17 protein-coding genes are annotated in these 12661 nt (G+C 63.6%); 2 read left to right on the forward strand and 15 right to left on the reverse strand.

The features are described 5' to 3' along the window. Positions 1-91 precede the first annotated feature (91 nt). The 5 genes from NTD80_RS25310 to NTD80_RS25330 form a co-directional block, all read right to left on the reverse strand. Positions 92-1300, reverse strand: coding sequence for a DSD1 family PLP-dependent enzyme (locus tag NTD80_RS25310; protein WP_262135409.1), 1209 nt, complete (start codon positions 1298-1300; stop codon positions 92-94). 56 nt (positions 1301-1356) lie between these two features. Next, positions 1357-2694 carry a D-arabinono-1,4-lactone oxidase gene (locus NTD80_RS25315; RefSeq protein WP_410017437.1) on the reverse strand — a complete coding sequence of 446 codons (1338 nt, stop codon included), beginning with the start codon at positions 2692-2694 and terminating at the stop codon, positions 1357-1359. Positions 2695-2760: 66 nt separating this feature from the next. Further along, positions 2761-3120, reverse strand: coding sequence for a c-type cytochrome (locus tag NTD80_RS25320; protein WP_262135381.1), 360 nt, complete (start codon positions 3118-3120; stop codon positions 2761-2763). 146 nt (positions 3121-3266) lie between these two features. Then, the gene (locus tag NTD80_RS25325) at positions 3267-4019 is read right to left on the reverse strand and encodes an outer membrane beta-barrel protein (RefSeq protein WP_065900920.1); all 753 of its coding nucleotides are present in this window, start codon (positions 4017-4019) and stop codon (positions 3267-3269) included. Between the two features lie 133 nt (positions 4020-4152). Then, positions 4153-4980 carry an arylamine N-acetyltransferase family protein gene (locus NTD80_RS25330; protein ID WP_262135382.1) on the reverse strand — a complete coding sequence of 276 codons (828 nt, stop codon included), beginning with the start codon at positions 4978-4980 and terminating at the stop codon, positions 4153-4155. Positions 4981-5100: 120 nt separating this feature from the next. Here NTD80_RS25330 and NTD80_RS25335 point away from each other — a divergent pair, with 120 nt between their 5' ends. Beyond that, positions 5101-5337, forward strand: a complete 237-nt coding sequence (locus tag NTD80_RS25335; RefSeq protein WP_065900922.1) for a DUF6555 family protein — start codon at positions 5101-5103, stop codon at positions 5335-5337. A gap of 30 nt (positions 5338-5367) precedes the next feature. Here the strand turns inward: NTD80_RS25335 and NTD80_RS25340 are convergent, their stop codons facing one another. Further along, a complete protein-coding gene (locus tag NTD80_RS25340) occupies positions 5368-5568 on the reverse strand; it encodes a DUF6021 family protein (protein ID WP_065900928.1) in 201 nt (66 codons plus the stop codon). Between the two features lie 12 nt (positions 5569-5580). Further along, entirely contained in the window at positions 5581-5760 is a 180-nt protein-coding gene (locus NTD80_RS25345; protein ID WP_065900931.1) for a hypothetical protein, read from the reverse strand. A gap of 121 nt (positions 5761-5881) precedes the next feature. On the opposite strand from NTD80_RS25345, the gene NTD80_RS25350 reads away from it, so the two are divergent. Then, on the forward strand, positions 5882-6403 hold the full coding sequence (locus NTD80_RS25350; protein WP_262135383.1) for a DUF3087 domain-containing protein: 522 nt from the start codon (positions 5882-5884) through the stop codon (positions 6401-6403). Here NTD80_RS25350 and NTD80_RS25355 read toward each other — a convergent pair. The 8 genes from NTD80_RS25355 to NTD80_RS25390 form a co-directional block, all read right to left on the reverse strand. Continuing rightward, the gene (locus NTD80_RS25355) at positions 6400-6840 is read right to left on the reverse strand and encodes an MEKHLA domain-containing protein (protein ID WP_262135411.1); all 441 of its coding nucleotides are present in this window, start codon (positions 6838-6840) and stop codon (positions 6400-6402) included. The two genes, NTD80_RS25350 and NTD80_RS25355, sit on opposite strands and share 4 nt — an antisense overlap. Positions 6841-6883: 43 nt before the next feature. Next, positions 6884-8014, reverse strand: a complete 1131-nt coding sequence (locus NTD80_RS25360; RefSeq protein ID WP_262135384.1) for an MFS transporter — start codon at positions 8012-8014, stop codon at positions 6884-6886. Positions 8015-8071: 57 nt separating this feature from the next. Next, complete coding sequence (locus tag NTD80_RS25365; protein WP_065900938.1) at positions 8072-9439, reverse strand: MFS transporter; 1368 nt, start codon at positions 9437-9439, stop codon at positions 8072-8074. Positions 9440-9525: 86 nt separating this feature from the next. Continuing rightward, positions 9526-9978, reverse strand: coding sequence for an alpha/beta fold hydrolase (locus NTD80_RS25370; protein WP_262135385.1), 453 nt, complete (start codon positions 9976-9978; stop codon positions 9526-9528). Next, positions 9971-10720 carry a DNA-binding domain-containing protein gene (locus tag NTD80_RS25375; protein ID WP_262135386.1) on the reverse strand — a complete coding sequence of 250 codons (750 nt, stop codon included), beginning with the start codon at positions 10718-10720 and terminating at the stop codon, positions 9971-9973. Before NTD80_RS25375 ends, NTD80_RS25370 begins: the two co-directional genes overlap by 8 nt. Then, complete coding sequence (locus tag NTD80_RS25380; protein ID WP_106803410.1) at positions 10717-11541, reverse strand: DUF692 domain-containing protein; 825 nt, start codon at positions 11539-11541, stop codon at positions 10717-10719. The genes NTD80_RS25375 and NTD80_RS25380 overlap by 4 nt, the downstream gene beginning before the upstream one ends. Before the next feature lie 55 nt (positions 11542-11596). Beyond that, positions 11597-11869, reverse strand: a complete 273-nt coding sequence (locus NTD80_RS25385; RefSeq protein ID WP_016979675.1) for a hypothetical protein — start codon at positions 11867-11869, stop codon at positions 11597-11599. Between the two features lie 25 nt (positions 11870-11894). Then, positions 11895-12656, reverse strand: coding sequence for an alpha/beta fold hydrolase (locus tag NTD80_RS25390; protein ID WP_065900946.1), 762 nt, complete (start codon positions 12654-12656; stop codon positions 11895-11897). Positions 12657-12661: the final 5 nt, after the last annotated feature.

Genomic DNA, 12661 nt, shown 5'->3' on the forward strand with positions numbered 1-12661 from the left:
TGGTTACTTTTGGGGCTTTTCCAAAAGTGACCCGCCGTAAGGGCGGAACCAATCTCAGCCATTACCCCAACAATCGATCCACCCACAAAAGTCAGCCATAAACAGCCCAGGTATCAACCACCCTACCCCCCCGAACCGCCAGCAAATCCCCAAACTGCAACAACACAAACTCACTCTGGGTCGGCCGCAAAAACACCTGATCCTCCACCCTCAAGCCCACCGCAGGCGAGCCATTGACCATCTCCTGGTTAGAGCTACGCCCAAACACCTCATTGCTCTGCAACCCCTGGGGCGATTCAAACTCCGCCATCCAGTTCCCGCCATAAATAAACAACGTCTCCCGCTGGTTCGGGTCCCACCACGAAAACAACCGCGACGCACCCTCCAGCGCCGGAATATCCACCGGGCCCGTGCTTTTCAACACCGGCGTGGCAATAAACGCCGCCGGCACATGCTCACTCAGCGATGGCAAATCGTAATGCGTAGGCTTGAGCAACGCCGTACCCACCGACACCTCGGTACTCAAGCGCTCCTGCTCATGAATGCGATAACTCGGACTGCCCGCCGTGTTCAGCGTCAACCCGTCGCGCCACAACCCGGGGAACTGCTGGCGAGTAAAATCCACCGCCCCGTTGTAGCGTTGCATCACCTGCTCGAACAACGCCTGGGGCGAGCCGAGGATACCCGGCACCCCCATGCCCACGAACGGGTCATAGCCCATGAAACCCGCAAAGACCAAGTGCTGCGGGTGCGCGCCGATCAGCGTGAGCATCTGCCCCAGCACCGCGTTGTCACGGATACCGCCGCGGTGCAGCCCCACATCCAGTTCGATATTCACCCGCAGACGCGTGCCCAGGCCCTGGGCCAGCTTCAGGTACTGCTGCAACCGCTCAGGCGTATCCAGCAGCCACTGCAGCTGCCGCGAGGGGTCGAACGGCCCTTTATGCGTTTGATAAAACAGCTCGGCCGAGCGCACCGGCAACGGCTTGCCCATCAGGATGTCGGCGTCGGGAAATACCTGCGCATCGTGATTCAGAAACGGCTGGTGAAACGACATCAACCGCTGAGTGCCAGCGCGCTTGGCGATATACGCCAGCAACCCCGGCGACGGCAGTGACTTCTCCACCAGCCGCAGCTGCTTGCCGCCGCGCTGCACCGACTGCATGACCACGTCGATGTTGTGATCCAGGCGGTCGAGGTCGATCAGCATCACCGGCCGCATCGGGCCATGGGCCTTCAACTCATTATTGAGGTTGCGAAAGTATTCGCTGTACGGCGCGCCGCGATCACTCGGACGCAGCAGCCAGGCACCCGCCGTAAATAAAGCCGCGGTGCCCAGCACAAAATGTCGGCGGTTCATCGGGCCACTCCCAGGATCGATTGCAGGTGCGCATTGAGGAATTTGCCGCTCGGGTCCAGCTCGCGGCGTACGCGGGTGAATTCATCCCAGCGCGGGTACAGCGGCTGCAGCGTGCGGGCATTGAGGGTATGCAACTTGCCCCAGTGCGGGCGCCCGGCGTATTTCCAGAAGATCGGCTCCACGGCGGCGAAGAAGTTGTGGTGGTCCATGGCGTAATGCTGGTGCACGGAGATCGAGCAACTGTCGCGGCCCTCGAACATGCTCAGGGGAATGTCATCCGCCTTGACGTAGCGGTACTCGATGGGAAACCAGGTGCGCAGGTCCTTGTCGTTGATCAGCTTGAGGATCTCGCGCAGGCACGCGGGGCCGTGTTCGGCGGGCACCGAATACTCCATCTCGTTGAAACGCACGTTGCGCACATTGGCGTAGACCTCGAACGACTCGGCCACCCGGTCCTCAAAACTGGCGAAAAAACGCAGGCTGTTGAGCAAGGTGCGACGCGTGTCCGGAAAGTCGCTGGCGTACTTGTCGAGCTTTTCGATGATCGACACGAATTCGTTGCCGCCCGCCTCGGCCGGGTCGATGGGCGGCGTCGGCGCATCGCCGGTTTCGTTGAGGGCGATGGACAGCGCGTAGTCGGAATGGGTCACCACGAGCATTTCCCAGTGCTGGTTCTCGCGGGTGTTCTTCTCGACGTCTTCCAGCAGCTCTTCGGTCCTGGCGATCCATTGGCGTTCGCGCAGGCGGTAAGGCGCGCGGTTCTGCGAGCGGATCCGGGTGGCCACGCCCAATGCGCCAAGGGAGACCCGGGCGGCGTTGAACACCTCGGCATGGCGCTGGGCGTCGCAGTCCAGGACCTCGCCCTGGGCGGTCACCAGTTGCAGCCCGGTGACGCAGCCGGAATACGAGGTAAAGCCGACGCCGGTGCCATGGGTCGAGGTGGAAATCGCGCCAGCCAGGGTCTGGTAGTCGATGTCCGCCATGTTCGGCAGCGCCTGGCCCACGGCCCTGAGCGCCGGGCCCATGCGCGACATCGGCGTGCCGGCGGCGAAGGTGGCTTGCAACGTGGCCGGGTCGTGGTCCAGCAGCCCGTTGAAATAACTCAACGACAGCAACGTGCCGTCGGTGGGCACCAGCGCACTGAAGGAATGCGCCGAGCCTACCGGACGGATCTGCCCCGGCGCCTGGCGAATCACCTGCACCAGTTCGTCCAGGTCCTTGGGGGCCAGCCGCGCCAAGGGCAGGCAGGTCTGCGCCCCCGACCAGTTGCGCCACGGAATCAGGCGCGGCGCCCGCGCCAACTGGGCGAGTGTCGGGCTACTCGCCAGTGCCATAAATGCCCCGGCGAGTGCCGAGCCTTGCAAGAGTTGCCGCCGTGAAAGCGTCATCCACCACCCCTTTTATTCTTGTTGGAGTTGAACACCGGCCATAAAGCTGATCAGCGCCACAAACTGCTCTTCGGAACACTGCATGCACAGGCCCATCGGCGGCATGCCGTTGTAGCCGTTGATGCTGTGGTCCAGCAGCGTGTCCACGCCCTGGGCCACACGCGGGCTCCATGCGGACTTGTCGCCGCTCAGCGGTGCGCCGGACGCCGGGTTGGCGTGGCACAGCTTGCAACTGCTGTCGTAGACCTGGGCCAGTGCCGGGTCGACGGGCATGGCAATCGCGGCCGTGGCACGTGCGGGGGGATGTTTGGGGGTGTCGTCACAGGCGGCAAGCAGGCCGGAGACGGCCAACAACAAGGCGATGCAACGCATGGCCAGCCTCTCTTTTTATAAGGTGGAAAGCGATTCCACACTAAGGCAGCGGCGGCGCGGCGTTGAGGGTTTTGCGGGACACAAAGGGGGGCATTAACGGACAGCCGGATGCGGGGCGTTGGCCTCCCTGCATCCGGCCGTGGGGCTTAGAACGCGATACCGACCTTGAAGCCGTATTCATCACGCTTGAGCTTGGTGTTGTCGGCCACTGCCGAGTCTTCGTCGAGCTTGTACTCGGTGCGGGTGTAGTACAGGCCCGCCATCACTGGCAGGTCGCCCTTCTGGTTCATCAGCAGGCTGACTTCGGCATACGGGTTGGTGCGGTCCTTGAGGTCGACGGTGTCGCTGCCGACGTCATCCACCTTGAGCTTGGCACGCCCGTCGAGGGTGCGGCGCGCACCGGCTTCGACACGCAGGGTCATGTCATCGAACTGGTGGTTGTAACCCAGCGCGGCCTTGGCGAACGGCGATTTGTTGGTGAGCTTGACGTCGTAGTCGTTGGTGTCCGGCTCGTAGCGGGTCCAGCTGTAGCCACCGCCCACGATCACGTCGACGAAGTTGCGCGCATCCAGCGCGGCACGCCAGCCGAGGTCCAGGTCGGCCTGGCCTTCCTTGAGTTTGTTGTCACTCTTTTCGCCGTATTTGGCCTCGATACCGGCCTGGTAGATAAACCCGGATTCGCCGGTCAGCTTGTTGCCGAAGGTGTAGAACAGGCCCGCTTCGGGCATGTGGTCCTTGTCGCTTTCGCTGCCGCCTTCGAGTTTGAAGTCGTTGTAGCTGCCCTGGATCCCGAAGGTCGAAATCGGGTCGGTGGATGGGGCCGCAAACACCACGGCAGGCGCGGCAACCAGTGCCAGTACCGAGGTGTTCTTGAGGAATTTTCCGAATAGCTTGGACATCGTTTTACATCTCCTTGTCTGGTGAGCAAATTATTCAGGAACCGGTTCGAACCCCCGCTCGCGCCAAAGGTTCGAATTAATTTGCTCGGTTTTGGAGGTAAAACGGTTCAGCGCAGGCTCTAGATCAATACTCTTACGCATCTGCCACTATTAAGCCATCAAGCGCCGGACGCAACATAGCCTCCTGCGGCAGACGAATACCAAAGGTCTCGCTGAGCAACGTCGACAGCTCATCCGCGCTCTCAAGCGTGCGCTTGTCACTTGGACGATCCAGGTAATGCACCGCGTAGTGGGCGTTGTTCAGGGTATGGCGTTTGCCCGCGGCCAGGCGCGCGACTTTGAGCTGGCCCACAAACGGCGATTGCGGGTGCGTGGAGACGTACCAGTTGCCGATTTCGTAGTCGATGGCCGCCTGCACTTGCAGGTCGAACACATACAAACCACGCCACTCCCCGCCCACCTGCGCCCACAAGGTGTAACTGCCCTGCCCGTCGAAGCTCAGCCGATAGGGTTCGTGGGCGGTGGCTTGCACCGCCTCGCTGTCCAGTTGCAACGGGCTGCTGGGCACCATGCCGCCGAAGCCGACATCGGTGATGTAGCGCACGCCGTCCAGGGTCACCAGGCTCAGGCGATGGGTGCGCGCGGTGTGCGCATCCGGCGGCCCGCCCATGACCACGCGGCCGGTGATGCCGCGCGCGTCGAAACCCAGCTCCTGCAACAACGCGAGGAACATCTGGTTGAGTTCATAGCAATAGCCGCCCCGCCCATCGAACAGCACTTTTTGCTCGACGCTGGGCAGGTCGATCGGCACCGGCAGGCGCAGCAGGGTCGACAGGCTTTCAAAGGCAAAGGTGCAGACGTGGCGCAGCTGCAACTCCTGCAGTGTCTGCAAGGTCGGCGGTGGCACGGTGTCGTAGCCCAGGCGTTGCAGGTATAGCTGGCGATGAATCAGTCGGGGCATGGCACGGTCCTTGGGCACGGGGCGGGTGCGTCACTATGCCGTGCCGACGTGCGGATTGTCATTTTGAATGAACCTTTTTGAACACTCCCGTATCCATCTATAACAAGACAGGGAGGCAACATGAGTACCGCAAAAATCTACACCATCCACTATCAGCTGCACGGTCAACCGAAGTCCTTTGTAGTGCGCGCCGAAGTGATGAACAACGCCGAGGCCTGGCACTGGGCGGCCGTTGATGCCGACATTGCACACGTCAGCCGAATCGGCCGCGTGGGTCACGAGCAGGTGAAGAAAACCACGCGTCCCTGGGCAGAAAAATACGGGATTACCGAAGTGACCTGGACACCACCCAAGTAAACAAAAGCCCCGCTCAATGGCGGGGCTCGTTTACTTCTTCAAGTCGCCCAACGGATCGTAGGGCGGCTTTTTTTTTGCCTCATCCTTATCCTTCTGATCCAACGGCGCGATTGCCGCACCGATGGGGTCGACCTGCGGGTCGGACACGTCCGGCGAGTCCGGGTCGAAGCCCAACTCATCCTTGTCACGCGCCTGTTCGTTGGAAGCCGGGCCATCTGGGCGTTTGTTCATTACCGTCTCCTGTTACAGCGGGCGAGCCTGGTCGTGGAGGTTTTCGAGGTCTTCCTCGACGCGCTCGACATCATCGTGTTCGTCACGCTCTTTCGGGTCATTGGGGCGCAACGCATCGTTGTCGCGCTCTTCTTCACCGGGTGTGCGATCGGGGTCGGGGGTACCGGGTGGCGGCTGCTTGTAGTCGGGCATGATGGTTCACCTCACGGGGGTTGTGGTGTACCCAGGTTTAGAGAAAGCCCTGGGAACCATCGTTCAACTTGATTGCGCAAAGCATGCGAAGATGCCAGCCCTATGTGGAGAAATGACCCGGATGTTCGAACTCAAACCCTGCGACCCCGTCACCTACCGCCAACAGACCCGCCGCAGCACGCTGATCGTGGCGGTGCTGTTCCTGGCCTTGGCGATGCTGCTGTCGAGCCTGGCGGTGATGCTGTTCGGCGAGCCCGGCGGTGACAACGTGCGTTTCAATGTCGGCGGCGTCTTTGCCGGGGTGCTGGTTACCGTCGCCCTGGTGCGCGGGCTGTTCTGGAACCAGCCGTGGCTGGCGGCGGCGGTGTATGGCTGGCAGCTCAAGCGCGGCCTGATGAGCGTGACCAATGTGATGCACACCGTCACCGCGCGCGTGCAGGCCGATGACCCGACGGCGATCAAGCTGCTGCGCTTCTACCACCTGGGGCTGACGCAGATGCACGCGTTGGACGCCAACTCCAGCGCCCAGGCGCAACTGGCCGGGGAGATCCAGGCGCACGCCGCAAAGATGCAGGCACTGGGGATCGACACCGAGCAAACCCGTCTCGATCCCGCCTGGCTGGAACGTCTTAAAAGCGCTTAAGCCAATACGCCGATACGTTGCCGATCCGGCCAGAACAGCGCCGCCTGGCCGCAGGGCCGGTCCGCCGCATCGAGCAAGGTCCACACCACCCCGGCATAAATCATGAAGGGCTGGTTATGCGCGTCCACCCGCCAACCGCTGTAGCCCTCGGCGATGCCATGGGCGCTGACCTGTTCCAGCAGCGCCTGGCGCGCGGCGCGGTCCAGTTCCGAGGCACTGAACCGCGACGGCATGCCGATAAAGCGCTCGCGCGGGTATTTGAAGCACTGCAAGGCGCATTCATTCACGTAGGTAAAACACGGGTCCGCTGCGCCATCATGGGCCAACAGACTGTAGGGCGCCTGGGTGTGCAGCCAGTCCAGGCGTTGTTGCGGATCCAGGTGAGCGGGCGCCGGCAGTCCCTGGCCGGTCCAGTGGCGATAGGCAGCGTCCAGCACCTGTATCAAGGGTTCTTGTCGGGACACACACAACCTCAGCTTGTCAGTTGGAAATCCTCGTGCGCCAGCAGAACACCGCGCTCACGGCAATCGCCGCGCCAGCCACGCCGAACACCCACGGCGCCGAGGCGATCGGCAGCAGCAGGCCCGCCAGCAACGGCCCCAGGCCCGCGCCGATATCACGCCACACCGCATTGGACGCCAGGGCCGACACGCGCATCGAACCGGGGTTGCGCTCGGCCACCAGGGTGGTCACCAACGGCAGTTGCAGCGCACGCAGCACCAGCACCGCCGCTGCGCCGACAATCACCCAATAGCTGCCGAACGCGGTGAGGGCCAGGGCACTCAGGAACGAAAACAGCAACAGCATCGACGTCGCACCAAAGCGCTGGGCCGCATGGCCGCCGAGGGGGCTCAGGAGCATTTCGGAGACATAACGCAGCGCCATCAAGCCACCGGCGATCAACACCGCATCGCCGCCGAGCAGCTTCTGCGCCTGGATCGACAGGCCAAAGATAAACAGCCCGTCGAGTGCCACCCCTTCGATAAACGACCACAGCGCCACACTGTCGGGCCACTTGAAACGCCGCCCCGGGGTGCTGTGCAAATCATGTCCGACAGTAGGCAGGCCGCGCGCCATCCAAAAGCCCACCAGGCAGCACCCGGCCAGAATCAGAAAAATCGGACGCGGCCCGGCCCACAATGTCAGCCAGCCACCCAATGGCAACGCCAGCATCGGCCCGAGGGCGATCAACGCCCGCGACCGCCCTGCCCGGCGCGCGGCACCGGCCGGTTCCGCGGTCGCCAACACTTGGGTCGAGAGGTTCAGCGCGGCAAAACACAAGCCCCAGACCAGCCGCAGCCCGAGCAGCGCCGCAAAGCCCGACAATACCGAATTGCCCAGCGCGCACAGCGTGGCGGCCCCGGCGGCGATCATGCAGGTCAGCCGGTCGCCGTTGCGCGCGTAGAAATTCAACACATGGCGGTAACCGAAAATCCGCACCAGGCGGTTGGCTGCCAGCAGCACCCCGGCCTGCGCCAGGGTGATGCCGAAGGCCTGGGACTCCATGGGCAGCAACAGGTAGAGCAACACGTCACTGGGCAGGCATAAGGCGAGGGTCAGCGCGGCGCGGCGGGACTGGGTATCAGCGGTACGGAGGGCCAGGCTGGACATAAATCTGAAACATCCCGAAATATTCAGGTCGCCACGGTAGCCTTCCCACCGCGGGTTTTACAACGGCTTTTTCCCGTAGGGCAGCAAACGCAAGCCACTGGCCACGGCGCCCACCAGCGCGAATACACAGCCCAGCCACAACGCATACTGCGGGCCGCTGCCGATAAACAGGTGGAAACACAAGGCCACCAACGACGCCCCCAGCGTCTGCCCGAGCAAGCGTGAAATCGCCACGATACCGCTGGCGCCGCCGCTGCGTGCCAATGGCGCGCTGGTCATCAACGCCTTGAGGTTGGGCGACTGGAAGAAACCGAAACCGGCGCCGCACAACGCCATGCGCCAACCGATATCGAACGCCGAGGCGCCGCTGCCCAGGCTCGCCAGTGCTGCCATGCCCACACTCAGCATCAGCAGGCCGATGCCGCACAACGCGCCCAGCGACACGCGGTCCGCCAGGCGTCCGGCCACCAGCGCCATCACCGCAACCACCGCCGGCCACGGCGTCATCAGGAAACCGGTTTCCACCTGGCTATGCCCCAGCACCGCCTGCAACAGGAACGGCAGTGACACAAACGCCAGGCCCTGGGCACTGAAGGCACAGATTGCCGTCAGGGACGACAAGGCAAACACCGGCCGCTTGAACAGGTCCAGGGCCAGCATCGGCGCCGGGTGCCCGGCCTGGCGACGCAACAGCAACGCACCGCACACCAGCGCGACGGCGATCAGGCCCAGGGTCAGCGCGCCCTGGGCGCCATGCACCGCCGTGCCCAGGCCCAGCACCAACAGGGCAAATAGGCCGGCGCACAGCACCGCCGCCCACCGGTCAAAGGCGTGCCCGGTCATCGGCAGGGTCGGCAATGAGCGCAGGCCCAACGCCAGGGCCAGCAGCCCCAAGGGCACGTTGATCAGGTACAGCCAGTGCCAGGTCGCCACCGAGAGGATGGCCGACGCTGCAGTCGGCCCCAGGGTAAACGCCAGCCCGACGACCAGCGAGTTATAGCCGAGGCCACGGCCGAGCATTTTCGACGGGTAGATATGCCGTAGCAGCGCGGTATTCACGCTCATGATCGCCGCCGCCCCCAACCCTTGCACCACTCGCGCAGCGGTGAGCGTGACCAGCGAACCGGCCAGCCCGCAAAACAGCGACGAGAGGATAAACACCAGCAACCCGCCGAGGTACACGCGGCGATGCCCCAGCACATCACTCAGGGACGCGAACGGCAGCACCGTGGCGATAATCGCCAGTTGATAGGCGTTGACCACCCAGATCACCGAGGCGGAATCGGTGCCGATCCCTTCGGCCAGGGTCGGCAGTGCGGTGTTGACGATGGCCGTGTCCAGGGTGGCCATGCCGATCCCCAGGGAGATCGCGATCACGGCCGGCAGGCGTTTGTTGAGGGGCAGCCCATCGGCAACAGAAGACATGAACAATCCGCACAGGTGGCAAAGGTGTCTAGATTACGGGCAGATCGGGATTTTTTCAGTGAGTGATTGCCTGGCTGTCGAAATTTTCATGTTCGCCAGTGCGCGGTGTTCGCCATCAATGCCACCGCTTCGGCGAAGCCGGCCTGTGCCGAGGTGTTGAGCGTGACCATGCCCACACAGCGACTCGGCTTCAGGCTGGCCGTCCGGGCCGCCACCCGCGCGCCGAGTTCCACGCCGGCGAGCAGCGCCTCGGGGATGTGCAGGGCGTTCATCAGTTCCAGCACGTCCTGGCCAAGCACCGCCTCGTCGGCGCTGCGCAGGGACGGCACGATCACGCGAAAGCCCTGGGCCGCCAACGGCGCTGTCATTTCGGCGAACGCGCCGACATCCGCCGCCAACAACAGGATCGCGTGGCCCTCCTCCGGCCCTGCGGCTTCATAACGCATCTCGAATTCATCGGTGCTGACCTGTTGCAGCGCCAACGTCGGCATCGACACGGTCACGCTGGCCAACAGTAAAAAACCACGCCGATCAACCATCACTCACCTCCACGATCAATTCACTGCCCAGCCATCCGGCCAGGTATTCACCGGCCCGCGCCACGCCGGCCTCTTCGCCCAGCCGCGCCACCAGCCATTCGCACAACCCGGCAAAACTGCCGTCGCCCTGAAGCTGCGCGAGCGCTTGAAACTCCAACGCATCCACCTGGCGCAAACGCGAGGTGAACTGGCGCCGCCACACCAGCACGCCGCCCGCCGCCTCCAGCATCTGCGCCGGCGGTGCGGGCTGCGCCTGCCACAGCGCCGACCAGATGGCATCGGCATTGGTGGTCAGGGCGTGGCAACGCAGGGACGGCGCCAGGCGCAGTACTGCCGTGTCCCACTCCAGCGTAGCCAGCGCCTCCAGTGTCAAAGATTGGGCATCGGCGGCGACAAAGGCCTGGTTGAGGGCCGATTCGATCCAGGCCAGCTCATGCACATCCGGGTTGTGGGGGAACACCTCCAGCAACGTCGGGTAAAACCCCTCGGGATAGGCATCCAGGGTCCAGGCGTGCGGCGGATTTCGGTCGATATGGGTAATGCTGGCGGCCAGGAAGGCCTCGTCACCGAGCCAACGGCGCAGGTGTGGAAACGCCTGCTCCAGGCACGCGACCAATTGCGCGCGATAGTTGTTCTGGTACACCGCCAGGCCCGCGCGGTGATTGCCCAGCGCGCACGCAGCGTCATCCGCCGCACTGACCAGCCAGTGGCGAAAGGTCTGTTGGAATTCGGCCAGGTTCATCGCCGCGCCCCCACGGCACGCGCCATCGACAACTCATGCAGCAGTTCGGCGAGAGGCGGGAGGTGATCGTCGCGCTCGATCATGGTTGCCACCGGCCCGACCCGTGCGATGGCCTCGGCGTACAGGTCCCAGACCCCGCTGCACACCGGGCTGTCATGGCTGTCGATCAATAACTCGGCGCCCTGGCTGTGGCCGGCCAGGTGAATCTGGCGCACGCGCTCGGCCGGGATCCCGTCGAGAAAATCCCGTGCATCAAAGCCATGGTTGCTGGCACTGACATACACATTATTGACGTCCAGCAACAGCTCACAACCGGTGCGCTGGGCCATGGCGGTGATAAAAGCCCACTCACTCATGGACGCGCCCTCGAAGGCCAGGTAGCTGGAGGGGTTTTCAAACAACAGGGTGCGGCCCAGCGCCTCCTGGGCCTGGTGGATATTTGCGCACACGCGGTCGAGTGCTTCGTCGGTGTAGGGCACGGGCAACAAGTCGTGGGCGTTGAAGGCGCCGCTGCGCGACCAGCTCAGGTGGTCGGAGACGAACAGCGGGTCAATCTCGTCCACCAGCGCCTTGAGGCGCCGCAGGTAGTCCGGGTCGAGCCCTTCGGCGCTGCCAATCGACATCGATACACCGTGCAGCGCCACCGGGTGCCGCTCGCGGACCTGGCGCAGGATATGCCGTGGCTGGCCACCTGCGACCATAAAATTTTCGGAGATCACTTCGACGAAATCCACCGGCACCGAGGTTTCCAGGAAGTCGCAGTAGTGCTCCTTGCGCAGCCCCAGGCCATAGCCTGCAAAGTGCGCGGTCGAATTCGACATGATCGCTTCTCCATCAAAAACGGTGGCGAGGGAGCTGACTCGCCACCCAGGGGCGTTACTTCGGCTCAGTCAGGGTGCCGCCGGCCTTGAGGCATTCGGAAGGGGTCTTGACGATCACGCCTTCGCCCTTGCAACTGTTGAGGCCCTTGCAGTCGTTCTTGGCGGTGGCGCACAGGCTGGTGCCCTTGCAGGTGTTGACGCCGTAGCAGCGGCCGGGTTTTTCCTGCTGATCGGCGGCGCTGGCGGCCGTGGCGAATGAAGCAGACGCCATGGCGATCAGGGCGGCGGCAGCGGCAAGGCTCAAGCGGGATTTGAGTGCAGTATTCATGGTGTTTTCCTTTTGGGGGTGTGGGTTATTTGATGACGGCAGCCGCGTCTTCGATGACCTTCGCCACGGCTTCGGGCTGGGAGATGTACACCGAATGGCTGGCCTTGATTTCCGTGACCTTGGAGCCGGCACGCTGGTACATCCAGCGCTGCAGGTCGGGGCTCAGGGCGCGGTCTTCGGTGGAGACCACCGCGTAGCTCGGCTTCTTGTGCCAGGCCGCGGCCCACACGGTGCCGCCGAACAATGCCGTGGTCGCCGGAACCTGCGAGGCGGCCATGAAATCGGTGCGGTTGGTGGTCAGGTCCGCGGCGAAGTCGGCATTGAACCGAGCGCGATCAAAGAACAGGTGACCGTCGCGGCTCGGCTTGATGTCATCGCTCGGCGCCGGCATCGAGCCGATCAACTGGGCCATGTTTTCGCCGACTTCCGGCTGCAGGGCCGCGACGTACACCAGCGACTTGACCTTGTCGCGGTCGCCGGCAATCGAGATCACCGCGCCACCGGAACTGTGGCCCACCAGCACCACCGGGCCAACCTGCTGCTCCAGCACTTCACGGGCCTCGGCCACATCGGCGGCGAGGTTTTCGTGGCCCTGGTGCACCACAGTGACCTTGTAGCCCTTGTGAATCAGGATGTCGTGGACCACGCGCCAGCCAGAGCCGTCGACGAACGAGCCGGGCACGATCACCACGCTCTTGCCGGTGCCGGGTTGAGGTGCGTCGGCCGCCTGGGCCAACAGCGGAACGGTCATGGCCATGGCAATGGCCAGGGAAGAAAGCATACGCATCAGGA

The organism is Pseudomonas sp. 13B_2.1_Bac1 (assembly GCF_025466155.1).
Lineage (GTDB): Bacteria > Pseudomonadota > Gammaproteobacteria > Pseudomonadales > Pseudomonadaceae > Aquipseudomonas > Aquipseudomonas aylmerensis.

Excerpts from the sequence above, each read along its gene's own strand:
- NTD80_RS25315 (WP_410017437.1), bottom strand. The coding sequence starts at position 2,694 with ATGGCACTGGCGAGTAGCCCGACACTCGCCCAGTTGGCGCGGGCGCCG.
- NTD80_RS25320 (WP_262135381.1), bottom strand. The coding sequence starts at position 3,120 with ATGCGTTGCATCGCCTTGTTGTTGGCCGTCTCCGGCCTGCTTGCCGCC.
- NTD80_RS25325 (WP_065900920.1), bottom strand. The coding sequence starts at position 4,019 with ATGTCCAAGCTATTCGGAAAATTCCTCAAGAACACCTCGGTACTGGCA.
- NTD80_RS25330 (WP_262135382.1), bottom strand. The coding sequence starts at position 4,980 with ATGCCCCGACTGATTCATCGCCAGCTATACCTGCAACGCCTGGGCTAC.
- NTD80_RS25335 (WP_065900922.1), top strand. The coding sequence starts at position 5,101 with ATGAGTACCGCAAAAATCTACACCATCCACTATCAGCTGCACGGTCAA.
- NTD80_RS25340 (WP_065900928.1), bottom strand. The coding sequence starts at position 5,568 with ATGAACAAACGCCCAGATGGCCCGGCTTCCAACGAACAGGCGCGTGAC.
- NTD80_RS25345 (WP_065900931.1), bottom strand. The coding sequence starts at position 5,760 with ATGCCCGACTACAAGCAGCCGCCACCCGGTACCCCCGACCCCGATCGC.
- NTD80_RS25350 (WP_262135383.1), top strand. The coding sequence starts at position 5,882 with ATGTTCGAACTCAAACCCTGCGACCCCGTCACCTACCGCCAACAGACC.
- NTD80_RS25360 (WP_262135384.1), bottom strand. The coding sequence starts at position 8,014 with ATGTCCAGCCTGGCCCTCCGTACCGCTGATACCCAGTCCCGCCGCGCC.
- NTD80_RS25365 (WP_065900938.1), bottom strand. The coding sequence starts at position 9,439 with ATGTCTTCTGTTGCCGATGGGCTGCCCCTCAACAAACGCCTGCCGGCC.
- NTD80_RS25370 (WP_262135385.1), bottom strand. The coding sequence starts at position 9,978 with ATGGTTGATCGGCGTGGTTTTTTACTGTTGGCCAGCGTGACCGTGTCG.
- NTD80_RS25375 (WP_262135386.1), bottom strand. The coding sequence starts at position 10,720 with ATGAACCTGGCCGAATTCCAACAGACCTTTCGCCACTGGCTGGTCAGT.
- NTD80_RS25380 (WP_106803410.1), bottom strand. The coding sequence starts at position 11,541 with ATGTCGAATTCGACCGCGCACTTTGCAGGCTATGGCCTGGGGCTGCGC.
- NTD80_RS25385 (WP_016979675.1), bottom strand. The coding sequence starts at position 11,869 with ATGAATACTGCACTCAAATCCCGCTTGAGCCTTGCCGCTGCCGCCGCC.
- NTD80_RS25390 (WP_065900946.1), bottom strand. The coding sequence starts at position 12,656 with ATGCGTATGCTTTCTTCCCTGGCCATTGCCATGGCCATGACCGTTCCG.